The sequence below is a fragment of the Streptomyces yangpuensis genome, assembly GCF_024666385.1.
GTDB lineage: Bacteria > Actinomycetota > Actinomycetes > Streptomycetales > Streptomycetaceae > Streptomyces > Streptomyces yangpuensis.
Genome location: NZ_CP102515.1, coordinates 321,224 through 346,248 on the forward strand (window position 1 = coordinate 321,224; position 25,025 = coordinate 346,248).

The window sequence follows — 25,025 nt, forward strand, 5'->3', positions numbered from 1 at the left end:
CCCGGTCGGCTAGCCCTGGGTGAAAGAGGAGTGGCGCTGCGGCGCCGAGATCTGAGCTGGCCGGGAGCCCGGCGGATCGCGGTCTTCATGTGGCCGCGTCAGGATCCTCATCCGCTTCCGTGTCCGGACGCGGACCGGAAATGGCCGAAGGCCCCCCGCCCAAGCTGGGCGGGGGGCCTTCGTACGGCCGGTCGTGCTCTGAGGGTCAGGCGCTGGCCGGCGGCTCGCCGCCCGCGGCGAGCTCGGGGGTGATGATGTAGTCGGAGACGTCGACCGAGACGCGCTCCTTGCGCGCCAGCGCCTCCTTGATCGGGAGGGCCAGACGCTCCGCCTTCTCGCGCTCGCGGTCCTCGCGGCCCTCGACGAACTCCGGCATGATCTCGTCGGCGAAGAGCTGGAGCGACTCCACGATGTGCTCGTGCTTCGCATTGCCGATCTGCACGGAGAAGATGACCTGGTCGACGCCGACCGCCTTGTAACGGCGGATCAGGTCGCGGATCTGCTCCGGGGTGCCGATGCCGCGGCGGAGTGACGAGATCTGCTCCATCATCAGCTTGGCTTCCGGGGTCTGCAGCTCATCGTCGTCCGGCAGGACCGGGTTGCGGACCAGGCCGCGCGCCGCACGCGTCTCGATGAAGTCCTTCCAGACATCGGAGATGCCCGGCTTGTGCTCACCGAAGATGTAGTAGTGCATCAGCGCGTACGAGAAGAAGTGCGCGCCGTCGATACCGCGGTCGAGCGCGACCTCCTCGTCGGGGTGCACCATGAACGGGAACACCACGGCGAAGTTCGGGTTGACGGTCTCGCCGATCGGCACGCACTCGTCGGAATTGATGAGGGAGTAGTACGAGTCGACCCACTCCTTCGCCTCTTCCGGGGTGATGAATGAGAAGGAGAGGGCACCGAGGCCGTTGCGCGCGGCCATCTCGATGGTCTTGCGGGCGCTGCAGGCCACCCAGAGCGGCGGGTGCGGCTTCTGCTTCGGCTTGGGCAGCACGTTACGCGGCGGCATGTTGACCCACTGGCCCTCGTGCCCAGTGAACGGCTCCTCGGTCATCATGCGGACGATGACCTCGAGGGACTCCTTCCACTGCTCCTTCTTCGTCTCGCGGTTCACGCCGAAGGCGCCGACCTCGAGCTGGGAGCTGCCCTCACCCGTACCGAACTCCACGCGGCCGCCGGAGATGAGGTCCAGGGTGGCCAGACGCTCGGCGACGCGCGCCGGGTGGTTCACCGCGGCCGGCAGCGAGACGATGCCGTGGGCCAGGCGGATGTTCTTCGTACGGGCCGCGGCCGCCGCGAGGAACACCTCGGGGGCCGAGCTGTGCGAGTACTCCTCCAGGAAGTGGTGCTCGGTCGCCCAGGCGTAATCGAGGCCGAGATTGTCGGCGAGCTCGATCTGGTCGAGCGACTCGTTGAAAAGTCGCTCCTCGCTGTCCTCCGCCCAGGGACGCGGCAGTTGGTGGTGGTAGATGAGGCCGAAACGCATTGTTCCTCCGCGACGACTGAATGGGGACCTGAGTCGGTTGAAAGCCCGTCAGCGAGTATTCGGCGGGCCGGTTTCCCGGGGCAAGGAAAGTGTCGGTTCACTGCGGGCGGCAGGGCCCGAATAGGGGCTCGCATTCCCGGTGGAAGGGGTGGGCCGCGGGGTTTTCAGGGGTCGCGGGCACACCCCCTTCCCGGCCACGAGGGCCACCGCACACGCGGGGGAGGGGAGGGCAGGCCGCCCGGCGGCCGCCCTACCCGTCGCCCTGCGATGCCGCGCCCGCGTCAGCGGAGGCCGGCCAGCCACTCCTCCATGATGCGCGCGGTGTGCTCCGCGTCCTCCTCGATGATGGTGAAGTGGTTGGCGTCGACGGTGCGGAACGTCTGCCGGTCGTCCCAGGCCTTCACACGCCACTCGTCACCGGTCTGCGTGGTGTCCGCGGACTCCGGGATGAACGACCGCTCGCAGCCGATGAGCAGCACCGGCGCCTCGACCGTGTCCAGCCGGAACTGCGGCATCAGATCGAAGTAGCTGCTCATGGCCGTCAGGCCCGTACTGTCGAACAGCCCGTACTCGGAGTCCTTGGCCACCAGGCCGACCGACATCTGCTCCATCACCCGCGCCTGTCCGGTGTTGTCCGTGTCGATCTGGTAGGTGTCCAGGAGCGCGACGCCCAGGGGCTTGATGCCCCTGTGCTTCTCCAGCCGGCTGGCCGTGGCATGGGCGAGCGTGCCGCCCGAGGAGTACCCGACCAGCACGAACGGCTCGCCGCAGGCCGCCCGGGCGACGCTCTCCGCCAGTACGTCGACCAGCGCGTCGATGGAGTTCGGCAGGAACTCGCCCTTGCCGAAGCCCGGCACCGGGATGCTGGCCATCGGCCGCACCCCGCGGAACGCGGCGGCGATCCGCGCGTGCTGGAGCGCACCGCCCGTGGTCATCGGCGTGGTGATGCCGATGAGGCGGGGCCGGCCCGGCCCGTCGGCCAGCGGTACCGCCGCGGGCAGGGCGGGGAGATCCGCCGACGAGTCGAACCGGTCCCGCAGCGCGGCGGCCGCGCGCAGCAGGTCGAAGCCCTTGATCACCTTGTCCGACATGACCGCGGTACGGAACAGCGCCGGCAGGCTGTCGGCTTCCCGGCCGTCCCCGGCCGTCCCGCCCACGGCCCGCGAAGCCTGCTCCGGCCCCGGGGCCCCGCCCCACTCGGCCGCCAGCGCCTCCTGCACGTGGCGCGCCAGCTCGGCGGGGTTCTTGTTGTCCAGGACCACCATGGGCGACAGCCGCAGTCCGGTGGCCGCGTTGAGGGCGCTGCGCAGTTCCATCGAGGTGAGCGAGTCGAACCCGGACTCCAGGAAGCCCCGTTCCGGGTCGATCGAGGCGCCGTCGTTGTGCCCGAGGGCGGTCGCGGCCAGACCGAGGATCAGCGTGAGCAGCTCCTGCCCGGCCGCTTCCGCGGAGAGCCCGGCCAGCCGCTGCCGCAGCGACCCGGAATCCGTGCCGACCGCCACCGCGGTGCGTCGGCGCACGGCCGGCACCAGTCCGCGCAGCAGCGCGGGGGCCGTGTCCGCCCGGGTCCGCAGCGCCGCTGGGTCCACCCGCAGCGGCACCAGCGCGCCCGGATCCCCGGCCACCGCCGCGTCGAACAGCTCCAGTCCCTCGGCCTCCGACAGCGCGGGCAGGCCCTGCCGCTTCATGCGGAGCAGGTCCGCCTTGCTCAGCCACTGGCTCAGGCCCGTGTCGACGTCCCACAGGCCGAAGGCCGTCGACGTGGCCGCCAGCCCCTGGGCGCGCCGGTACTCGGCCAGCCCGTCCAGGAACACGTTGGCCGCCGCGTATCCGGCCTGGCCCGCGGCGAGTACGAGACCACCGGCCGAGGAGAACAGCACGAACGCCTTCAGCCCCAGGTCGCGGGTCAGCTCGTGCAGGTACCAGGCGGAATCCGCCTTCGCCTTGAGCACCGCGTCGATCCGCTCGGGGGAGAGCGTGCCGATCAGGCCGTTGTCCGCCACACCCGCCCCGTGCACCACCGCGGTCAGCGGGTGCGCGGTCGGCACGGAGGCCAGCAGCGCGGCCAGCGCCTCCCGGTCGGAGGTGTCGCAGGCCGCCACGGTGACCGTGGCGCCCAGCCCGGTCAGGGCGGCCTCCAGCTCCGCCGCACCCACCGCCTCCGCGCCACGCCGGCTGACCAACAGCAGGTGACGCACCCCGTGCGCGGCCACCAGGTGACGGGCCACCAGCCCGCCCAGACCGCCCGTCCCGCCGGTGATCAGCACCGTTCCGTGCGGGTCCCAGGGAGATTCGCCGACCTCGGCGGGCGCCGATGCCCGCACCAGGCGGGCCGCCCCGACCTCGCCGCGGCGCATTAGCACCTCCGGCTCCTCCGATGCGACCGCGACGGGCAGCGTCGCCGTGGACTCCGCCAGCCCGTCGGTGTCGATCAGCTGGATACGGCCGGGGTTCTCGGCCTGCGCCGCACGCACCAGACCCCACACCGGGACCTGACCGAGGTCCACGCCCACGTCGTCGCCCACGGCGAGCGCCCCGCTCGTGACCAGGACCAGCCGAGACTCGCTGAACCGCTCGTCGGCCAGCCACTCCTGGACCAGGCCCAGCGCCGCGTGCGTGGTCCGCCGCACCGCCTCGGGCACCGCACCGGTACCCGGGTCGAGCGTCACCACCACCGCCTCGGGCAGGGCCCGGACTCCCGACTCCACCGCGTCGCCGAGAGCGGCCAGACCGTCCGCGGACACCATGGCGATCCGATCCGCGGCCGGCGCCGGGGGCACGGTACCCGGCAGCGGGCTCAGCTCGATCCGGAACAGCGACTCGTGGCCGCGCCCCGATCCGGCGCCGAGCTGCTCCGGGGAAACTTCGCGCAGCGTCAGCGACTCGACGGTGATCACCGGGCTGCCGACCGCGTCCGCTAGTTCGAGCGAGACCGCGCGCGGCCCGGAGGGCGCGATGCGGACCCGGACCGCGTGGGCCCCGACGGAATGCAGGGAGATTCCGGCCCACGAGAACGGCAGGACCGTCGGCCCCTCACCATCCGCGTCCGAGCCCCCGGCAAAGCCCATCGCATGCATCGCCGCGTCGAGGAGGGCGGGGTGGAGGCCGAAGCGACCGGCCTCACCGTGCGCCTCTTCCGGCAGGACGACCTCCGCGAACACCTCCTCGCCCCGCTGCCAGGCGGCCCGCACGCCCTGGAACACCGGCCCGTAACCGTAGCCGCGGGCCAGCAGCGCTTCGTACGCGCCCTCCACATCCACCGGCGTAGCACCCTGCGGTGGCCACTGCGCGAGGTCGGCCTCCGGCCGGACCGTGCCGGAGGCCAGAGACCCCTCGGCATGCAGGATCCAGGCGTCGGAGCCCTCGGCACGCGAGTGGATACGCACCGAACGGCGACCGTTGTCCTCCGGCTCGCCCACGTGCACCTGCAGGGCGACGGCCTCGTCGTCGGTGAGTACGAGGGGGGCTTGGATGGTGAGTTCCTCCACGAGGTCGCAGCCGACTTCGTCGCCGGCGCGGACGGCGAGCTCCACGAAGCCGGTGCCGGGGAGCAGGACGGTGCCGAGGACGTCGTGGTCGGCGACCCAGGGGTGGGTGGCGAGGGAGAGGCGGCCGGTGAGGATGACCCCGCCGTCCTCGGGAAGCGTCAGCGCCGCACCCAGCAGCGGGTGACCGGCGCCGGCCTGGCCGAGAGACGCGGCGTCCCCGCCGGCGGGCGCGAGGGTCTTGAGCCAGAACCGCTCGTGCTGGAAGGCGTAGGTGGGCAGGTCCACCCGGCGGGCGTCGGTGCCGGAGTAGTACGCGGCCCAGTCCACGGTCGTGCCGTGGGTGTGGAGGCGGGCGACGGCGGTCAGCAGGGTGGGTGCTTCGGCGCGGTCGCGGCGCAGGACGGGGACCAGGACGGTGGTCTCGGACTGGACGGACTGCTGGGCCATGGCGGTGAGTACGCCGTCGGGCCCGAGTTCGACGAACCGGGTGACGCCCTCGGCTTCGAGGGTACGGACGGCGTCGGCGAAGCGGACCGCTTCGCGGACGTGGCGGACCCAGTACTCGGGGTCGGTGAGGCTGCTCGCCAGTTCTCCGGTGAGGGTGGAGACAACGGGGATCTGCGGCTCGGTGTACTCCAGAGAGCCGGCGACGGCCCGGAAGTCGTCGAGCATCGGGTCCATCAACGGCGAGTGGAAGGCATGGGAGACCTTCAGCCTGCTCGTCTTACGGCCCTGCTCCTCGAACAGCGCCTTGATCTCCAGTACGCGTGTCTCCTCGCCGGAGACGACGACCGCATTGGGTCCGTTGACCGCGGCGATCGACACCGTGGACGACAGGTGCGGGAGGACTTCGTCCTCCGTGGCCTGCACGGCGACCATCGCCCCGCCCTCCGGCAGAGCCTGCATCAACCGGCCACGCGCCACGACCAGCTTCGCCGCATCCTCCAGCGACAGCACACCAGCGACATGAGCCGCGGCGATCTCACCGATCGAGTGACCCGCCACAAAGTCCGGCCGAACACCCCACGACTCGACCAGACGGAACAGCGCGACCTCGACGGCGAACAGAGCGGGCTGGGTGAACTCCGTACGGCTCAAACGCTCCGCATCCTCACCCCACATGACCTGCCGGAGCGGCAGCCCAAGCGCCTCCGTCACCCCATCGAACGCGGCAGCGAACACCGGGAACGCCTCATACAGCTCCCGGCCCATCCCCAACCGCTGCGCACCCTGCCCCGTGAACAAGAACGCCGTGCGGCCCTTGGCCCGGGTCGAGCCCTCGACGACTGCCGAGGTCGGCCGGCCCTCCAAGAACGCGTCCAGCGCGCCCAGGAGTTCGTCCCGGTCCGCCCCGACCACCGCCAGCCGGTGATCCATGGCCGTGCGCGAAACGATCAGCGAATGGCCGACATCCAGCGGGCGCGCCTCGGGGTGGGCGCTCAGGTGGTCGCGCAGACGCTCGGCCTGGCCGCGCAGCGCCTCGGCGCTCTGGGCGGAGACGACCAGCGGGAGCAGCGGGAGCGCTCGCGGCTCGGACTGGTCCTGCGGGGCCTGCACGGGCCGTTCCTCCGGCGCCTGCTCGATGATGACGTGGGCATTGGTGCCGCTCAGGCCGAAGGACGAGACACCCGCACGGCGCGGACGGCCGGTCTCCGGCCAGTCCCGGGCCTCCGCCAGCAGCCGCACCTGGCCCTCGGACCACTCGACGTTCGACGACGGCTCGTCGACATGCAGGGTCTTCGGCATCAGGCCGTGCCGGATGGCCTCGACGATCTTGATGACTCCGGACACGCCGGCGGCGGCCTGGGTGTGGCCCATGTTCGACTTGATCGACCCCAGCCACAGCGGCCGGCCCTCCGGCCGGTCCTGGCCGTACGTGGCGAGCAGCGCCTGCGCCTCGATCGGGTCACCCAGCGTCGTACCCGTACCGTGCCCCTCGACCAGGTCCACATCCGAGGGCTCCAGGCCCGCGTTGGCCAGCGCCTGTCGGATCACCCGCTGCTGCGAGGGACCGTTCGGGGCGAAGAAGCCGTTGCTGGCACCGTCCTGGTTGATGGCGGAGCCCTTGACGACGGCGAGGACCGGGTGGCCGTTCCGCCGGGCGTCGGACAGCCGCTCAAGGAGCAGCATGCCCACGCCCTCGCCCCAGCCCGTGCCGTCCGCGGCCGAGGCGAACGCCTTGCAGCGGCCGTCGGGGGCCAGGCCGCGCTGCCGGCTGAACTCGATCAGCATCTCCGGCGTGGCCATGACGGCCGCACCGCCGGCGAGGGCCAGCGTGGACTCGCCCGAGCGCAGCGACTGCGCGGCGAGGTGCAGGGCCACCAGGGAGGAGGAACAGGCGGTGTCCACGGTGAGCGCCGGGCCCTCCAGGCCCAGGGTGTAGGCAACCCGGCCGGAGACCAGGCTGCCGCCGGTGCTGCTGCCGCCGCCATGGCCCTGGCCGTAGTCGTGGTACATCAGACCGGCGAAGACACCGGTCGAAGTGCCCTTCAGCGTGGCGGGATCGATACCGGCCCGCTCCAGAACCTCCCACGACGTCTCGAGGAGCAGCCGCTGCTGCGGATCCATCGCCAGCGCCTCGTTCGGGCCGATGCCGAAGAACTCGGCGTCGAAGCCGGCGGCGTCGTAGAGGAAGCCGCCCTCCTTAGCGTAGGTCTTGCCGGGCAGGCCGGGCTCCGGGTCGTAGATGTCCTCGTCCCAGCCGCGGTCGGCCGGGAAGCCGGACACGGCGTCCACCCCGTCCGCGAGGAGCTGCCACAGCCCCTCGGGCGAGGTGACACCGCCCGGGTAGCGGCAGGACATCGCCACGACCGCGATGGGTTCGCCGTCCGCAGGGGCGACGCCCCGTACGGCGGCGGCACCGGTGGTGCCCGTACCGGTGAACTGCTCACCGAGATGGTCGGCGACGGCCTGCGCCGTCGGGTAGTCGAAGACCAGCGTCGCGGGCAGACGCAGACCGGTGGCCGTGTTCAGGGCATTGCGCAGCTCGACCGCCGACAGGGAGTCGAATCCCAGCTCCTGGAAGGCCCGCTGCGGTTCCACCGCGGCCGAGGACGTGTGCCCGAGAACGGCCGCCACATGGTTGCGCACCAGGTCGAGCAGGGCCTCCGCCCGCTCCTGGGTACCCAGTCCGGCAAGTCGCTGACCGAGCGCCGACGCGGGCTCGGCCGCGCCGGCCCGGGCCACGCCGCGCACCGGCACGCGTACCAGGCCACGCAGCATCGCCGGGAGTCCCGCGCCGCGAGTGCGCAGGGCCGCGGTGTCCAGCTTGACCGGCACCAGGGTGGCCTCGGCCGCCCCGATGGCTGCGTCGAAGGCCGCGAGGCCCTCCTCGGCGGTGAGCGCGGGGAACCCCTGGCGCTTCATGCGCTGCAGGTCGGCGTCGCCCAGCCCGGCGCCCAGTCCCGCGTCGACGCCCCACAGGCCGTACGCGAGGGAGGTGGCGGGCAGACCCGCCGACCGGCGCCGCGCGGCCAGCGCGTCGAGGAACACGTTCGCGGTGGCGTATCCGGACTGGCCGGCGGCCAGCAGCAGACCGCCCGCGGAGGAGAACAGTAGGAACGCCGCCAGGTCCTGGTCCCGCGTCAGTTCGTGCAGGTGCCAGGCGGCGTCCGCCTTCGGCCTCAGCACGCCGTCGAGGGACTCCGGGGTGAGCGCAGACACCAGGCCGTTGTCGGCCACGCCCGAGGCGTGGACCACCGCGGTCAGCGGGTGCGCGGCCGGTACCGAGGCCAGCAGCGCGGCCACGGCTTCCCGGTCGGAGGTGTCGCAGGCCGCCACGGTGACCTGGGCCCCGAGCCCCGTCAGGGTGGCGGCCAGCTCGGCTGCCCCGGGCGCGTCCGCGCCGCGGCGGCTGACGAGCAGCAGGTGTCGGGAGCCGTGCTCGGTCACCAGGTGGCGGGCGACCAGGCTGCCCAGGCCCCCGGTGCCACCGGTGATCAGCACCGTGCCCTCCGGGTCGAGGGCCGGTACGCCGCCGCCGGTGCTGTTGACGTCGTCGACGGGAGAGGGGAGTGCGGGCGTCAGCCGCGGCAGTCGCACCTCGCCCGCGCGCAGCGCCAGTTCGGTCTCCCCGGCGGTGAGGGCGGCCGCGACCGCCCCGCACGCGGCCGCGTCCGCAGCGGAGCAGCCGTCCCCGCCCGCGTCACGGGCGGCCGTGTCGAGCAGCGCGAACCGGCCCGGGTTCTCCGCCTGGGCCGCTCGTACCAGACCCCACACCGGGGCCTGTCCGAGGTCGACGGTGTCGCCCTCGGCGACGGCGACGGCATCGCGGGTCACGACCACGAGCCGCGCGTCCGCGAAAACGTCCTCCGCCAGCCATTCCTGCACCAGCTCCAGCGCCTGCCCAGCCACCTCACGCACGGCCGACGGCACATCGGATCCGCTCGTCGGGTCCAGTGCGGCGAGCACCGCCTCGGGAAGCGGCGCCGTGCCGGCGGTGACAGCCGCGGCCAGCGCGCCCAGACCGTCGTACCGGGTGACAGCGGACTCAGGGACCGGCACCGGCCCCGTGCCCACCACGGCCCAGCGGCCGTCCTCCGGCAGGGTGCCGGCGCCGTCGCGGCCACCCGGCTGTGTGATCCACTCGAGGCGGTGGAGCGCGTCCCGGCCAGTGCCGGAGTTCTCCAACTGCTCGGAGGAGACGGCACGGGAGACCAGCGCGGCCACCGACAGCACCGCCGCGCCCGTCGCGTCCGCGACGGTCAGACTCACGCTGTCCCGGCCCGCCGGCGCCATACGCATGCGCAGCGTGCTCGCGCCGGTGGAGTGCAGCGTCACACCGTTCCACGAGAAGGGCAGCAGGGTGTCGCCCTCCTCGTCCTCCCCCTGCAGCAGGGCGGCGTGCATGGACGCGTCGAGCAGGGCGGGGTGGAGGCCGAAGCGAGCCGCGTCCTCGTGCGCCTGCTCGGGCAGGGCGACCTCCGCGAACACTTCCTCGCCGCGCTGCCACGCCGCCGTCAGGCCCTGGAACACCGGCCCGTAGTGGTAGCCGCGGGCGAGCAGCGCCGCGTAGGCGTCCGTGACGTCCACCGGGGTGGCGTCCGCTGGCGGCCACTGCGCCAGGTCGGCGGGTGCGGGCGCCCCCACGGCGAGCGAGCCGTCCGCGTGCAGGGTCCAGGTCTCGCCGCTCTCGGCGCGCGAGTAGATACGGATGGAGCGGCGTCCCTCTTCCTCCGGGCGGCCCACCACCAGCTGGAGGGTGAGCGGTTCGTCGTCGGTGAGTACGAGGGGGGCTTGGAGGGTGAGTTCCTCCACGAGGTCGCAGCCGACTTCGTCGCCGGCGCGGACGGCGAGCTCCACGAAGCCGGTGCCGGGGAGCAGGACGGTGCCGAGGACGTCGTGGTCGGCGACCCAGGGGTGGGTGGCGAGGGAGAGGCGGCCGGTGAGGATGACCCCGCCGTCCTCGGGAAGCGTCACCGCCGCGCCCAGCAGCGGGTGGTCCACAGGCCGGACACCAAGAGTCGCCGGGTTCGCGCCCAGATCGTCCGCGACCCAGGACTCGGAGAGATAGTCGAGTGTGCCGTACCAGAAGGTTTCCCGCTGGAAGGCGTAGGTGGGCAGGTCCACCCGGCGGGCGCCGGTGCCGGAGTAGTACGCGGCCCAGTCCACGGCCGTGCCACGGACGTGGAGCTGGGAGACCCCGGCGAGCAGCGCGCCGGTCTCGGCGCGGTCGTGGCGCAGGACGGGGATGAAGGCGGCGTCTTCGGCGGTGGCCTGGCCCATCGCGGTGAGCACCGCGTCGGGGCCGATCTCGACGAAGGTGGTGACGCCCTTGTCCTCCAGTACGGCCACGGCGTCGGAGAAGCGGACCGCTTCGCGAACGTGCCGGACCCAGTATTCGGCAGTGGTCAGGTCACCGGTCCCGGCAGAGGCGCCGGTGAGGGTGGAGACGACCGGGATCTGCGGCTCGGCGTAGGTGAGCTGGGCTCCGACGGCCCGGAACTCGTCGAGCATCGGGTCCATCAACGGCGAGTGGAAGGCATGCGAGACCTTCAGCCTGCTCGCCTTACGGCCCCGCTCCTCGAACAGCGCCTTGATCTCCAGAACCCGCGTCTCGTCACCGGAGACGACGACCGAGTTCGGACCATTGACCGCGGCGATCGACACCGTGTCGGTGAGGTGCGGGAGGACTTCGTCCTCCGTGGCCTGCACGGCGACCATCGCCCCGCCCTCCGGCAGAGCCTGCATCAACCGGCCACGCGCCACGACCAGCTTCGCCGCATCCGAGAGGCTGAGAACACCCGCTACGTGTGCCGCGGCGATCTCACCGATCGAGTGACCCGCCACAAAGTCCGGCCGAACACCCCACGACTCGACCAGACGGAACAGCGCGACCTCGACGGCGAACAGAGCGGGCTGGGTGAACTCCGTACGGCTCAAACGCTCCGCATCCTCACCCCACACCACCTCACGCAACGGCAGCCCAAGCGCCTCCGTCACCCCATCGAACGCGGCAGCGAACACCGGGAACGCCTCATACAGCTCCCCGCCCATCCCCAACCGCTGCGCACCCTGCCCCGTGAACAAGAACGCGGTCTTCCCGCCTCCCTGCGCCGCCCCGGACACGACCCCAGGTGCGGATTCGCCCGCGGCCAGAGCGCCAAGACCCGCCAGCGCGGAAGCCGGGTCGGCGGCGGTGACCACCGCGCGATGCTCCATCAGACCGCGGGAGACCACCAGTGAGTGGCCGATGTCCGCGAGGGCGGCCCCAGGTTGGGCCGCCAGGTGGTCGCGCAGGCGCGCGGCCTGGTCGCGGAGCGCCTCAGGGCTCTTGGCGGAGAGGAGCAGCGGCACTGCGGGCAGCGGAAGTGGCCGCGTCGCGGTCGGCTCCTCCTGCGCGGGCTCCTCCTCGGGTGCCTGCTCGATGATGACGTGTGCGTTGGTGCCGCTGATGCCGAACGAGGAGACTCCGGCCCGGCGCGGGCGGCCGGTCTCCGGCCACGGCCGGGTCTCGGTGAGCAGCTGTACCGCCCCCGCCTCCCAGTCCACCTTCGGCGTCGGCTCGTCGACGTGCAGGGTCTTCGGCATGACGCCGTGCCGGATGGCTTCGACCATCTTGATGATTCCGGAGACGCCGGCGGCAGCCTGGGTGTGACCCATGTTCGACTTGATCGAGCCGAGCCACAGCGGCCGGCCTTCGGGCCGGTCCTGGCCGTACGTGGCGAGCAGGGCCTGCGCCTCGATCGGGTCGCCCAGCGTCGTCCCCGTACCGTGCCCCTCGACCAGGTCCACGTCGGCGGCGGACAGCCGGGCGCCGGCCAGGGCCTGCCGGATCACCCGCTGCTGGGCCGGGCCGTTCGGAGCGGTCAGGCCGTTGCTGGCACCGTCCTGGTTCAGGGCGATGCCCCGGATCACGGCGAGGACGGGGTGGCCGTTGCGGCGGGCGTCGGACAGGCGCTCGACGACGAGCATGCCGACGCCCTCGCCCCAGGCCGTACCGGCGGCCGCGGCCGCGAACGAGCGGCACCGACCGTCCGTGGACAGGCCGCGCTGGCGGCTGAACTCGATGAAGGCCTCGGGGGTGGCCATGACGGCCACACCGCCCGCCAGCGCGAGCGAGCACTCGCCGGAGCGCAGTGCGGAGATGGCCGAGTTCAGGGCGACCAGCGAGGAGGAACAGGCGGTGTCGACGGTCACCGACGGGCCTTCCAGGCCCAGTACGTAGCTGACACGGCCGGAGGCGATGGAACCGGTGTTCGCGTTGGCCGAGTAGTCGTGGTACATCATTCCGGCGAAGACGCCGGTCGCGCTGCCCTTCAGCGAGGCGGGATCGATGCCCGCCCGCTCGATGGCCTCCCAGGAGGTCTCGAGGAGCAGCCGCTGCTGCGGGTCCATCGCGAGGGCCTCGTTGGGGCTGATACCGAAGAACGCGGGGTCGAAGTCCCCGGCGTGGTGCAGGAAACCGCCCTCTTTGGCGTAGGTCGTGCGGGGGCGTATTCCCTCGGGGTCGTAGAGGCGGGCGGTGTCCCAGCCACGGTTGGCCGGGAACTCCGACACCGCGTCCACGCCGTCGGCGCAGAGCCGCCAGAGGTCCTCCGGCGTCTCCACACCCCCCGGATACCGGCAGGCCATGCCGACGATCGCGATCGGTTCACGCAGGGCCCCGGAGAGCTTGCGATTCTGCGCACGAAGGTTCTCGGTTTCCTTGAGTGACGTGCGCAGTGCCTGAATGAGCTTCTCGTCATTGCCGGCCATCAAAGTGCCCCCGGTTCTCGGTATCCATTTGCGTCGATCAGTTTTTCTTGTTCAGTGCTTTGCCGCGGGTCAGCAGGTCACCGAATTCCGGGAACTGGGCGATTGCCTCTTCGGCCGTGAGCAGCCGGCGACGCGGTCCGCGCAGGGCGGCCCAGATGAAGGCGGGCGACAGCATGCTGCTGGGGCGGGCACTCAGCGAGCCGATGCGGAACAGCGTGTTCGAGACGTAGGCGTTCTCGGTCGCGATCCGGGCGAGCCGTGCCGTCATCTTCAGCTGCGACGGGTTGCCCGGGCGCTTGAGGTTCGACTTCACCCCGGGGAAGAACTGGTCGGTGCCGAGGACCAGCTGCCACGGGCCCGCGCTCACCTTGGCGATCGCCGCCTGCACCGTGCGCGACAGGTCCGGAGTGAACGGGTGTGCGTCGATCAGGTCACGCAGCACCAGGGCGCTCTGCGCGGCCACCGACATGCCGGTCCCGTGGTTCGGGTTCAGCGCCTGGAAGGCGTCACCCAGGACCACGAAGTTCCGCGGCATCGGCAGCTTCTCGAAGTACAGCCGCCGGTTCGCCATGCCCCGGTAGGCGCGGATCTCCGACAGCGGCTCGGCCTGGTCGACCAGGTCGGCGATGATCGGGTGGTCGCGCTCGCGGGCGTAGCGGACGAAGCCCTCCTCGTCCGTCGGCGGTTCGCCGCCGCGGGTGCCGAACAGGGTGACGATCCAGCGGCCGTTCTCGTTGGGCAGCAGCGCCGCCCCACGGCCCGGCTGGTCCGTGCCGGTCTTCGCCTGGAGCAGTACCCCGGGGAAGTCCTCGGGGGTGCCGGGCGGTGCCTGGTAGACGCGGCTGGCGTACGCGAAGCCGCCGTCGATGTACTCCTCGTGCACCAGCGGCAGGCCCAGGTCGACCAGCCATTGCGGGGACTTCGAGCGCCGGCCGGTGGCGTCGACGACGAAGTCGGCCTCCAGCGTCCGCGGCCCGTCCTCGCCGTCGTAGGTCACCCCGGTGACCTTCGTGGCGTCGCCCGTCAGCCCGGTCACCTTCGCCGACCCGACGAGCTCGACCGTCCCGTCGCCGAGGACCTGCCGGCGCACCACGTGGTCCAGCAGGTCACGGCTGCACAGCAACACGTACGCCTCGCTGGGATGCCGGTGGAACCAGCCCTCGGGGGAGAGCGCCAGGGCGTCACCCGGCAGCCCGCGGCGCTGGGCGCCGGCCGCGTACAGCAGCTCGGTCGTCCCCGGTATCAGCTTGTCGAAGGCCTCCGCACCACCTCCCATCAGCATGTGGTTGTGGTGGCCCTGCGGCAGTCCGCGGCGGGGCTGCGGAGAGTCGGGCAGCACGTCGCTCTCCAGGACCGTGACGCGGTCCGCGCGGCCCTTGAGCGCCGCCGCGGTCAGCATGCCGGTGAGCCCGCCGCCCAGTACGACTGCGTGGGTCATCTCTGTCCCTCCTCCCGTACGGAGCAGCCGCTCACTGCTCGAATCCGGCCGTGGTCAGGTAGGCCCTGACGCGGCGCTCGGCGAGCTCCGGGTCCGGGAAGAGACCGAGGGTGTCGGCGAGGCGGTAGGCGGTGGACAGGTGCGGCACGGAACGCGCCCCCTGCTCGCCCCAGACCATGCGGAAGTGGTCGGCATGACCGGACAGCCAGGCGAGGAACGCCAGGCCGGTCTTGAAGAACATGGTGCTGCGCAGCGGCCCGGTGAACAGGTGCCGGTTCAGCTCCAGCGTGGAGTCCAGCAGCTCCCGGGACCGTGCCTCGTCGCCGGCGTCCAGCGCCCGGAACGCCGCCGCGGCCAGCGGGGCCACCGGGTCGAAGACCGGGGACAGGCCGTGGCTGTGGGTGCGGCCGTCGCCCGCGAGGAGCTGCGGGTAGGCGTCGGTGTCGCTGGTGTAGAAGCGGACGCCCTCGGGCAGCCGGGAACGCAGCTCGGCCTGCCGCTCGACGGTCAGCGGGGCCAGCTTGACGCCGTCCACCTTGTCGATGTTGTCCTTGACGATCGCGATGAGCGCGTCGAAGGCGGCATCGGTGTCCTGGTGGCCGAAGTAGCCGGCGTGGAACGGGATCCACTCGGGGAGGATCCAGTGCACGATGGCCGGCCGGGAGGCCTGCCGCAGCAGGTTCCCGTACAGCTCGGCGTAGTCCTCCGGGCCCTGCGCCACGGCCGCGAGCTGCGGGCTGCACATGATGATCGCCTGGGCGCCCGCCCCGTCGACCACCTCCAGCTGCTCCTCGAAGGCCACGGTGATGTCCTTGAGCGTGGCGGGCGAGAACGGGTCGAGCTGGTCGGTGCCGATCGCGGCGGCCACGTTGCCGCCGACAGTCTTGGCCTCGGCGCCGGTGCGGCGGATGAGTTCGGCCGAGGTGGCCCAGTCCAGGCCCATGCCGCGGTGCGCGGTGTCGAGCGCCTCGCCGACCGTGTAGCCGTGGGCCCACAGGTGCCGGCGGAAGGCCAGGGTGGCGTCCCAGTCGAGGGACTGCGGCGGCGGCGGGCCGACCGGCGGGCCGAACGGCTCGTTCGCCGCCAGCGGGTCGCCCAGCACGTGTGCGGCGGCCACGACGGACCGGCTGCGGAACGGGGTGGCGTCGGGGGTGAACACCCGCGGCGTCTGAGTCGGCTCATACGCCGTCAGGGTGCCGTCCGGCTCGGGAAGTCGAATCACAGCGTCAGCTCCGGGGCAGATAGGGGAACGACAACGGGCAGACGGCGCGCCCACAACGCGCGGTCGCGGCTCATTCAAGCCATCAACGCGCTTTAAATAACAGGGAAAGTCCCCCCTGAGTCCGATTTCCCACCCCCTAGAACTCCCCCTGCCGAAAGTTAGGGGTCCCTGGGGCGAGCCTCGCCGAGGCCTGCCTCGGTATAACGGCTCAGGGGCCGGGAGTTGAATCCCGGGACCGCAATGGGAAGCGATTCTCCGATTCAGCTTCGAACTCGGTAATGGGAGGGCCTCATGGGGCGCGTTGAAGGCAAGGTCGTCGTGATCACCGGAGCTGCTCGCGGGCAGGGCCGCAGTCACGCGGTCCGGCTCGCCGAGGAAGGTGCCGACATCATCGCCATCGACCTCTGCGAGAACATCGACATCGCCGAGTACCCGATGGGGACCGCCGAGGACCTCGAGGAGACCGCGCGGCTGGTCGAGAAGACCGGCCGTCGTGTGGTGACCCGTCAGGTGGACGTGCGCGACCGCGCGGCCCTGGAGACCGCCCTCGCCGAGGGCGTGGCCGAACTCGGCCGGATCGACGTCGTCGTCCCCAACGCGGGCATCCTGCCCATCGGCGCCGGCCGTCCGGTCACCGCGTTCACCGAGACCGTCGACATCAACCTCGGGGGTGTGCTCAACACGGTGCACGCGGCCATGCCGCACACCACGGAGCGCTTCTCCGTCATCGTCATCGGTTCGGTCACCGGCCTGCTCCCCAGCCCGCTCGACACCACCCCGGCGGGCCCGGGCTTCGCCGGCTACCGGTTCGCCAAGAAGACCCTCGTCAACTACGTCGACTCGCTCGCCGTGCAGCTGGCGCCCTCCGGCAGCCGCGTCAACGCCGTCCACCCGACGAACGTCGACACCGACATGCTGTTCAACGACGCCGTGTACCGCTCCTTCCGGCCGGACCTCGAGGCCCCGACCCGCGAGGACGCCGAGCACGGCTTCCACACGATCCAGCCCATGCCGATCGCCTACGTGGACACCTCCGACGTCACCAACGCGGTGGTGTTCCTCGCCTCCGACGAGTCCCGCTACGTCACCGGCACCCACCTCAAGGTCGACGGCGGAGCCCTGGCCCAGAAGACGCTCTGACGCCGGAAGAACACGCCCGTCAGATTTCCCACCCCCCACCCCCTGCGCACATGCGAAAGCCCCCGGTACCACGGCCGCACCCACAGCCGAAAAGCCTGCCGACAGGTGTTCCATGCCAGCGCTTGACACCACCCAGAAGCAAAAGGGGATTTCCGAATGACCCGGATCAACGCACGCGCAGGGCGTAAGGAATGGATCGCCCTCGTCGTACTGATCCTGCCGCTCCTACTCGTCTCCATGGACGTGTCGGTGCTGTACTTCGCGGTTCCGTTCATCACGAAGGAACTGGACCCGAGCAGTGCCCAGCAGCTGTGGATCTTCGACATCTACGGGTTCGTGCTGGCAGGAACACTCATCACCATGGGCTCCCTCGGCGACCGCATCGGCCGCCGCAAGCTCCTCATCGCCGGATCGGTCGCCTTCGGCGCCGCCTCGGCCGTCGCGGCCTACGCCAGCAGCGCCGACATGCTGATCGTCGCCCGCGGCGTCCTCGGAGTCGCCGGAGCCACCCTGCTGCCCTCGACCGCGGCCCTCGTCCGCAACATGTTCCACGACGAGAAGCAGCGCCAGACCGCCGTCGCCATCTGGACCGCCGCCCTCACCGGCGGAATCTCGCTCGGCCCCGTGCTCAGCGGCTTCCTGCTGGACCACTTCTGGTGGGGCTCGGTCTTCCTGGTCAATGTCCCGTTCATGCTGCTCCTGCTGACGCTGGGCCCCCTCCTGGTGCCCGAGTCCAAGGACCCCAAGCCGGGCCCGTTCGACCTGCTCAGCTCGGTCCTGCTGCTCCTCGCCATGCTGCCGGTCGTCTACGGCATCAAGGAACTGGCCACCAACGGCGCCGAACCCCTGTCCCTGGCGGCCATGGCCGTCGGCATCGCGTTCGCCCTGATGTTCGTGCTGCGGCAGCGCCGCCCGGAGCCGATGCTCGAACTGTCCATGTTCAAGCACCGCTCCTACAGCGGCCCGCTGCTGGTCAAGCTCATCGCGATGTTCGGCCTGACCGGCTTCACCGTCTTCACCACCCAGTACCTGCAGTCCGTCAAGGACCTCAGCCCGCTCGTCGCCGCCCTGTGGATCCTGATCCCGTCGGTCGGCGTCGGCATCACCGCCCCCGTGTCCGCCGTACTCCTCCAGAAGGGCGTCCACCGCGCCTTCCTGGTCAGCGCCGGATTCGCCATCGGCCTCGTCGGCTTCCTCGTGATGATCCTCGTCGAGGCCGACTCCGCGCTGTGGCTCGTGCTCACCGGCGCGACACTGCAGGCATCCGGCATCGTCGTCGTGATGACGATGGCCACCGAGATGATCCTCGGCACCGTCCCACCCACCAAGGCCGGCGCGGCCGCCGCCACCCTCGAGACCAGCGCCCAGCTCGGCGGCTCCCTCGGCATCGCGATCCTCGGCAGCATCAGCGCCGCCGTCTACCGCGACGAAGTGGTCCAGGGTCTGCCCGAGGGCACCCCCGCCGGTGCGCTCGCCCCCATCCAGGACACCCTGGGCGGCGCCCTGGTGACGGCCGCTCAGCTGCCGGCCGAGATCGGCGGCAAGGTCGTCGAGACCGCCCGCGCCGCTTTCGTCGACGGCATGCACGCGGCCGCCGTCACCGGCGCGGTGCTCATCTTCCTCGCTTCGGTGGTCTCCGCGATCACCCTGCGCAAGGTCAAGGTGCGCACGCTGGCCCCCGACGGCTCGCACGCGCCTCTGGAGGGCGAGGACGAGCCGGGGCAGCAGACCCAGCCCGTCCGCGAGCCCGCCGCGCGGTACGCCGTACCGGCCGACCACACGGATCACGGCGCGCCGTACCGCGGCTGATCCGCCCGCGAAACGTCCGCCGCCGGGCAGTCCCTCCCCCCGGACCGCCCGGCGGCGGACCCATGTCCCCGCCACGCCCTCCCCGTACGCAGCATCCGAAGGAGCGAGACCCTGCGATGAAAACCATTCGAGGCTTGGCCACAGCACCCGCCGGCCGCTGGGGCAAGTGGCTCTTCCTGGCCGCCTGGCTCATCATTGCGGTGGCACTCGCACCCCTGGCCGGCAAACTGGCCGACGTCAAGGACACCAGCCCCAACGCCGCGCTGCCCAGGAACGCCGAATCCGCCGCGGTCAACACCGCACTGGAACGCTTCCAGCAGGGCAACGCCCCGATGCCGGCCGTCGCCGTCTACACCCGCTCGGGCACGCTCACCGAAGCCGACCGCGCCAAGGCCGAGGCCGACCGTGCCGCGTTCGCCCGCTACGCCGTCAAGGGCACGCAGGTCTCCGCACCCGAGCCGTCCAAGGACGGCAAGGCGCTCATCGTCATCGTCCCGCTCTCCGCGGACGACATGGACACCCAGAACGAGCAGGTCGAGCAGATCCGCCGGATCGCCGCCACCGGCGCCCCGGCCGGCCTGACGGCCGAAGTCGGCGGACCCGCCGGTGCCCAGGCCGACTTCACCGGCGTCTTCGCCAACCTCGACGCCAACCTGATGGCCGCCACCGGGTCGGTCGTCATCATCCTGCTGCTGCTCATCTACCGCAGCCCCGTGCTGTGGCTGTTCCCCATGCTGTCCGTCGGCTTCGCCGCCGTCCTCACCCAGGCCACCACCTACCTGCTGGCCAAGCACGCATCGCTGCCGGTGGACGCGGCCAGCGCCAGCGTGTTGATGGTGCTCGTCTTCGGCGTCGGCACCGACTACGCGCTTCTCCTCATCTCCCGCTACCGCGAGGAACTCTTCGTGGAGCCGGACCGTCACGTGGCCATGCGTACCGCCGTGATGCGTTCCGGCCCCGCCATCGTCGCCTCCGCCGCGACTGTCGCCGTCGGCCTGGCCTGCCTCGGCCTCGCCGACCTCAAGTCGTCCCGCAGCCTCGGCCTGGTCGGCGCCGTCGGCATCCTGTGCACCCTCGTCGCCATGATGACCGTCCTGCCCGCGCTGCTCGTCATCGCCGGCCGCTGGGTCTTCTTCCCGCTCATTCCCAAGCACGGCCGTACCCCCCGCGGTGGCCGCATGTCCGCCGCCATCGGCAACGCCGTCGCCCGCCGCCCCCGCCGTGCCTGGATCGTCTCCGTGCTGGTCACCGGTGGCCTGGCCGCCGGCGCCCTCACCATCGACATGGGCCTCACACCGGCCGAGAACTTCCAGGACAAGCCCGAATCCATCGTGGCCCAGGAAAAGCTCGCCGCCCACTTTCCCTCCGGCGCCTCCGACCCGACCACCGTCGTCGCCTCCGCGGCCCACGAGCAGAAGGTCCGTGACGCCGCCCGGATCGAGGGCGTCGCCGACATCGGCCCCTCGACCCTCTCGCCCGACAAGGCACTGGTCTCCCTGCCCGTCGTCCTCAAGGCCACCCCCAACAGCCCCGAGGCCAACGACACCATCGACGCGCTGCGTACCGCCGTGCACGCCGTACCCGAGGCGAACGCCCTCGTCGGCGGCCGCACCGCCCAGACACTCGACGTCCAGCGGGCCACCGACAGCGACCTGCGCAAGATCACACCCGTTGTGCTCGGCGTGATCCTCCTGGTGCTCGTCCTGCTGCTGCGGTCCCTCGTCGCCCCGATCCTGCTCCTGCTGACCGTCGTCCTCTCGTACGCCACCGCCCTCGGAGCCTCGAACCTCCTGTTCGAGCACGTCCTCGGCTACGCCGGAGTCGACTGGACCATCCCCCTCGTCGGCTTCGTCTTCCTCGTCGCCCTCGGCGTCGACTACAACATCTTCCTGATGCACCGCATCCGCGAGGAGACCGAGGAACTCGGCCACCGCCAAGGCATTCTGGCCGGCCTGACCAAGACCGGAGGCGTCATCACCTCCGCCGGCGTGGTCCTCGCCGCGACCTTCGCAGTCTTCGCCGTCATGCCGCTCGTCAGCATGGCCCAGATGGGCATCGTCGTCGGCATCGGCATCCTGATCGACACCTTCCTGATCCGCACCATCCTCGTCCCGGCCCTCGGCCTCGACATCGGCCGGGCGATCTGGTGGCCGAGCGGACTGTTCCGCCGCCTGGGCGACACCTCGCAGCAGGCCGTCACCTCCCCCCGCGTCACCGCCCCACGACGCGAGGAAACCCGCGTTTGACAGGCCGCGGGGCGGGCCCCGCGGCCGGCGACCCAACGAGAACAGCCATGAAAGGTGAGGGACATGCCACTGGCTCCCAGCGCCAAGGGAACCGTCCAGTTCGGCGAGTACAAGACGTGGTACCGGGTCACCGGTGACCTGGGCTCCGAGCGCCCGCCCGTCGTCGTCGTGCACGGCGGACCCGGATCCACCCACGACTACCTGCTCCCCCTCGCCGGCCTGGCCGAGCACGGATGGCCGGTCGTGCACTACGACCAGCTCGGCAACGGCGGCTCCACCCACCTGCGCGACCGCGGGGCGGACTTCTGGACCGTCGACCTGTTCCTGGCCGAACTCGACTCGCTGCTGAACTCGCTGGGCATCGCCGACAACTATGTGCTGTACGGGCAGTCGTGGGGCGGCCTCCTGGCCGCCCGGCACGCGGCTGCCCGTCCGGCCGGCCTGCGCGGACTCGTCATCGCCAACTCGCCCGCCTCCTACCCGCTGTGGCTCGAGGAGATGGCCCGGCTGCGCGCCGACCTCCCCCCGGGGGTCAACGAGACCCTGCTGCGCCACGAAGCTGCCGGCACCACCGACAGCGAGGAGTACTACGCGGCGATGACACCCTTCTACGAGAAGCACGTCTGCCGGCTCAAGCCCTGGCCCCGCGAGTACCAGGCATCCTTCTACGAGGTCTACAACGACCCGACCGTCTACTACACGATGAACGGCCCCAGCGAGTTCCACGTCATCGGCACCCTGCGCGACTGGGGCGTCGAGGACTGCCTGCCGGACATCCAGGTACCCACCCTCATCCTCTCCGGCCGCCACGACGAAGCCACCCCCAAGACCGTCCAGCCGTACAAGGACCTCATCCCGGAATCCCGCTGGGAGATATTCGAGGACTCCAGCCACGTCCCCCACCTCGAAGAGCCCGAGCTTTTCGAGAAGGTCATGACCGGATACCTCGGCAGCCTCTAAGGGGGTGACTAGGGGTTATTGGGACGCCACCCGGGGAAGAGACTGAGGTCCATGGAGACTGAGAACCGGACCGGCAGCGCACTGGTCTTCCCCGGGATGGGCCCCGCCCCCTTCACCGAAGTGGCCAGATTCATGCTGGTCAATTCCTTCGCCAGAGAACTCCAGGCGGAAGCCGACGACGTCCTCGGCTATTCGCTCTTCGACCGCTTCAGCAGCGCCGAGGGCGACTACTCCGAGCACGCCCAGCTCGCCTTCTTCCTGAACTGCCTCGCCCTCGCCCGATGGTCCGAGGCCGAACTGGGCGCGCGCCCCGACTACGTGACCGGACCCAGCTTCGGAGGCAAGGCCACAGCCGTGCACTCCGGCGCCCTCTCCGTCGCCGACGGCATCCGGCTCACCGCCCGCTTCGCCCGCGTCCTCGACTCCTTCTTCGGCGAGGAGTACCCCGAGCAGGTGGCCACCCAGTCCTTCGCCCGCACCCCGCGGGCCGTTCTGGAGGAGATCCTCGCCGAACTCACCGAACAGGGCGAGTGGCACGAGATCACCTGCGTCGTCGACGACGACTTCCACATGCTCACCCTGCGCACGTCCCGGCTGGAGTGGCTCCAGCAGCGACTGCGCGCGGCGGGCGGCCTGCCGCTCTACGTCATGGAACCGCCCATGCACGCCCCCGCCTTCGACGGCCTGCGCCGCAAGGCCGAAGCCGAGGTCATGGCCGGACTGGAGTTCCGCGACCCGCACATCCCCGTGGTCAGCGACCACGACGGGACCGTCCTCACCAGCGGCGAACAGGTCAGGAACCTGCTGCTGGACGGCTGCGTCCGCCGCGTGAACTGGCCCGGGACTCTCGCCGCGCTGCGCGGACACGGAGTCGGAACGCTCCACGTGGCCGGCCAGGACGCCCTCTTCGGACGAGTCGCCGTCGCGGCGAAGAACTTCACCGTGGTGCCCGCCAACCCGCGGCTGGCCACCCGGCCACGCCGCAGGCCCGTCCCCGCGGCCGCCTGAGACACCGGTCCCCGGCGGCCGCGGTGAGGCGGGCCTGACGATTGCGTCAGATGGCAGCCGCCTCGGACATCTTCGCCAGGGTGGCCCACAGGCTCGCCGGCGTCGCGAACGTGTCGAGGTTCAGCGCCTCGTCCACGAAACGCACGTCGTACGCGCTCTCCAGCGAACCCAGCAGCTCGACGGTGCCCAGCGAGTCCAGACCGGCGTCGCGCAGGTCCGTCTCGGGGGTGAGCGGCTCGTCAGCCGACAGGAACGGCAGATACTCCCGCAGCAGATCCTCGAATCGCTGGTCCCAGGCCATGGTCACTCCACTCTGTGTTGCAGTACCGGATGTCGGTTCCCGGAATGTGACGCTATGAGCGCGCGACGGCGCCGGGTACCCGTGGCACCCCCCTAACTTTAGAGCGGCCGACGGCGCGGAAGCCGCCCGGCCCATTCCCGCCGAACGACGGAGGAAGTACATGACCGAGCAGCAGCCCCACGCCCTGTACCAGCGCTTCCTGCGCGGACTCGCCCTCGGCCCCGACCACCCCGCGCTCCGGCTGGGCGCCGAGACCGTCTCCTACCGGGCCCTCCACGAGCAGGCCCTGACCTGGGCCGGCTCCCTCGGCACCGCGAAGGTCGTCGGCGTACTCGCCGGTAAGACCGTGACCGCCTACGCGGGCATCCTCGGCGGGCTGTACGCCGGCGCCACCGTCGTCCCCCTGCACCCGGACTTCCCGGCCCCCCGCACCCAGCGCATGCTCGAACTGTCCGCCGCCGCCGCGCTGATAGCCGACGAACGGGGCCTCGCCGCGCTGCACACCCTCGGCGACGGCTTCGACACCCCCGTCATCCAGCCCGACCCCGCCCTCGCACTGCCCGAACCGCGCCCGGTGGACCCCTCGGACGTCGCCTACATGCTGTTCACCTCAGGCTCCACCGGCCGCCCCAAGGGCGTACCGATCACCCACGCGAGCACCCACCACTACTTCGAGCTCCTCGACTCCCGCTACGACTTCACCCCCGACGACGTCTTCACCCAGAGCTTCGACCTCAACTTCGACTGCGCGATGTTCGACCTCTTCTGCGCCTGGGGCGCCGGAGCCGTCGTCGACCCCGTGCCGCCGACCGCGTACCGGGACATCCCCGCATACCTCGCCGAACGCGGCACCACCGTCTGGTTCTCCACACCGAGCGCGATCTCCCTCATCCGCCGGGTGGGCGGGCTGGGCCAGGCCGCCCTGCCCGGCCTGCGCTGGAGCTTCTTCGCCGGCGAGGCCCTGCGCTGCGAGGACGCCGCCGACTGGCAGGCCGCCGCCCCGGGCTCCACCCTGGAGAACATCTACGGCCCCACCGAGCTCACCGTCACCATCACCGGTCACCGGTGGGACCCCGAGCGCTCGCCCGGCCTGGCCGTGAACGGCCTGGTCCCGATCGGCACCGTCCACGAGGGTCACGACCACGTCCTGCTCGCGGAGGACGGCTCCGAGACCCCGGACGAGGGCGAACTGCTCATCACCGGCCCCCAGATGTCCTCCGGCTACCTCGACCCCGAGGACAACCAGGGACGCTTCGTCGAGCGTGACGGCCGCCTGTGGTACCGCACCGGCGACCGGGTACGCCGCCTGCCCGGCGGCGAGCTCATCTACCTCGGCCGCCTCGACTCCCAGGTACAAGTCCAGGGCTGGCGGGTCGAACTCGCCGAGGTCGACCACGCTCTGCGCGGCTGCGAGGGCGTGGAGGACGTGGTGACCGTGGCCCGCCCCGTCGAGGGCAGCACCGAACTCGTCGTCTTCTACACCGGCCAGGTCCGGCAGCCCGCCATGCTCGCCCGCGCGCTGCGCGAGGTGCTCCCCAAGGGCATGCTGCCCCGCCACTTCGAGCACATCACCGAGTTCCCGCTCAACTCCAACCGCAAGGTCGACCGCCCCGTCCTCGCCGAACGGGCCCGCGAGCTGCTGACCCCGGCCCGCGGCTGACCCCGCGGGAGCGGCGGTACTGGCGGAATTCGAGCAGTGCTTGAGCGCCGGGACCGACGCTGAACGTG

The 25,025-nt window shown here is 71.4% G+C and carries 11 protein-coding genes; 6 read left to right on the forward strand and 5 right to left on the reverse strand.

Features of this window, described 5'->3' with window-relative positions; translation table 11 throughout:
• Window positions 1–205: 205 nt before the first annotated feature.
• The 4 genes from NRK68_RS35145 to NRK68_RS35160 form a co-directional block, all read right to left on the reverse strand.
• The gene (locus NRK68_RS35145; RefSeq protein ID WP_257858242.1) at window positions 206–1,489 is read right to left on the reverse strand and encodes an LLM class flavin-dependent oxidoreductase; all 1,284 of its coding nucleotides are present in this window, start codon (window positions 1,487–1,489) and stop codon (window positions 206–208) included.
• Window positions 1,490–1,770: 281 nt separating this feature from the next.
• Window positions 1,771–13,173: a type I polyketide synthase gene (locus tag NRK68_RS35150; protein WP_257858243.1), complete on the reverse strand. Its 11,403-nt coding sequence runs from the start codon at window positions 13,171–13,173 to the stop codon at window positions 1,771–1,773.
• 37 nt (window positions 13,174–13,210) lie between these two features.
• Window positions 13,211–14,611, reverse strand: a complete 1,401-nt coding sequence (locus NRK68_RS35155; RefSeq protein WP_257858244.1) for an FAD-dependent oxidoreductase — start codon at window positions 14,609–14,611, stop codon at window positions 13,211–13,213.
• A gap of 31 nt (window positions 14,612–14,642) precedes the next feature.
• Window positions 14,643–15,833 (reverse strand): DUF993 family protein, encoded by a 1,191-nt coding sequence (locus tag NRK68_RS35160; RefSeq protein ID WP_257858245.1) that lies wholly within the window; start codon window positions 15,831–15,833, stop codon window positions 14,643–14,645.
• A 291-nt stretch (window positions 15,834–16,124) separates the two neighbouring features.
• On the opposite strand from NRK68_RS35160, the gene NRK68_RS35165 reads away from it, so the two are divergent.
• From NRK68_RS35165 to NRK68_RS35185, 5 genes are all read left to right on the forward strand, one after another.
• The gene (locus tag NRK68_RS35165; protein ID WP_257858246.1) at window positions 16,125–16,973 is read left to right on the forward strand and encodes a mycofactocin-coupled SDR family oxidoreductase; all 849 of its coding nucleotides are present in this window, start codon (window positions 16,125–16,127) and stop codon (window positions 16,971–16,973) included.
• A gap of 156 nt (window positions 16,974–17,129) precedes the next feature.
• Window positions 17,130–18,782: an MFS transporter gene (locus tag NRK68_RS35170; RefSeq protein ID WP_257858247.1), complete on the forward strand. Its 1,653-nt coding sequence runs from the start codon at window positions 17,130–17,132 to the stop codon at window positions 18,780–18,782.
• Between the two features lie 116 nt (window positions 18,783–18,898).
• Entirely contained in the window at window positions 18,899–21,028 is a 2,130-nt protein-coding gene (locus NRK68_RS35175; RefSeq protein ID WP_257858248.1) for an MMPL family transporter, read from the forward strand.
• A 63-nt stretch (window positions 21,029–21,091) separates the two neighbouring features.
• Window positions 21,092–21,988, forward strand: a complete 897-nt coding sequence (locus NRK68_RS35180; RefSeq protein WP_257858249.1) for a proline iminopeptidase-family hydrolase — start codon at window positions 21,092–21,094, stop codon at window positions 21,986–21,988.
• Between the two features lie 51 nt (window positions 21,989–22,039).
• The gene (locus tag NRK68_RS35185; RefSeq protein ID WP_257858250.1) at window positions 22,040–22,996 is read left to right on the forward strand and encodes an ACP S-malonyltransferase; all 957 of its coding nucleotides are present in this window, start codon (window positions 22,040–22,042) and stop codon (window positions 22,994–22,996) included.
• A 46-nt stretch (window positions 22,997–23,042) separates the two neighbouring features.
• Here NRK68_RS35185 and NRK68_RS35190 read toward each other — a convergent pair whose 3' ends face one another.
• The gene (locus tag NRK68_RS35190; RefSeq protein WP_257858251.1) at window positions 23,043–23,297 is read right to left on the reverse strand and encodes a phosphopantetheine-binding protein; all 255 of its coding nucleotides are present in this window, start codon (window positions 23,295–23,297) and stop codon (window positions 23,043–23,045) included.
• 160 nt (window positions 23,298–23,457) lie between these two features.
• Between NRK68_RS35190 and NRK68_RS35195 the strand changes: the two genes are divergently transcribed.
• Entirely contained in the window at window positions 23,458–24,957 is a 1,500-nt protein-coding gene (locus NRK68_RS35195; RefSeq protein ID WP_257858252.1) for an AMP-binding protein, read from the forward strand.
• Window positions 24,958–25,025 lie beyond the last annotated feature (68 nt).

What these genes read in the sequence shown, in the direction of transcription:
- NRK68_RS35145 (WP_257858242.1), bottom strand. Translation starts at nt 1,489, where the DNA reads ATGCGTTTCGGCCTCATCTACCACCACCAACTGCCGCGTCCCTGGGCG.
- NRK68_RS35150 (WP_257858243.1), bottom strand. Translation starts at nt 13,173, where the DNA reads ATGGCCGGCAATGACGAGAAGCTCATTCAGGCACTGCGCACGTCACTC.
- NRK68_RS35155 (WP_257858244.1), bottom strand. Translation starts at nt 14,611, where the DNA reads ATGACCCACGCAGTCGTACTGGGCGGCGGGCTCACCGGCATGCTGACC.
- NRK68_RS35165 (WP_257858246.1), top strand. Translation starts at nt 16,125, where the DNA reads ATGGGGCGCGTTGAAGGCAAGGTCGTCGTGATCACCGGAGCTGCTCGC.
- NRK68_RS35170 (WP_257858247.1), top strand. Translation starts at nt 17,130, where the DNA reads ATGACCCGGATCAACGCACGCGCAGGGCGTAAGGAATGGATCGCCCTC.
- NRK68_RS35175 (WP_257858248.1), top strand. Translation starts at nt 18,899, where the DNA reads ATGAAAACCATTCGAGGCTTGGCCACAGCACCCGCCGGCCGCTGGGGC.
- NRK68_RS35180 (WP_257858249.1), top strand. Translation starts at nt 21,092, where the DNA reads ATGCCACTGGCTCCCAGCGCCAAGGGAACCGTCCAGTTCGGCGAGTAC.
- NRK68_RS35185 (WP_257858250.1), top strand. Translation starts at nt 22,040, where the DNA reads ATGGAGACTGAGAACCGGACCGGCAGCGCACTGGTCTTCCCCGGGATG.
- NRK68_RS35190 (WP_257858251.1), bottom strand. Translation starts at nt 23,297, where the DNA reads ATGGCCTGGGACCAGCGATTCGAGGATCTGCTGCGGGAGTATCTGCCG.
- NRK68_RS35195 (WP_257858252.1), top strand. Translation starts at nt 23,458, where the DNA reads ATGACCGAGCAGCAGCCCCACGCCCTGTACCAGCGCTTCCTGCGCGGA.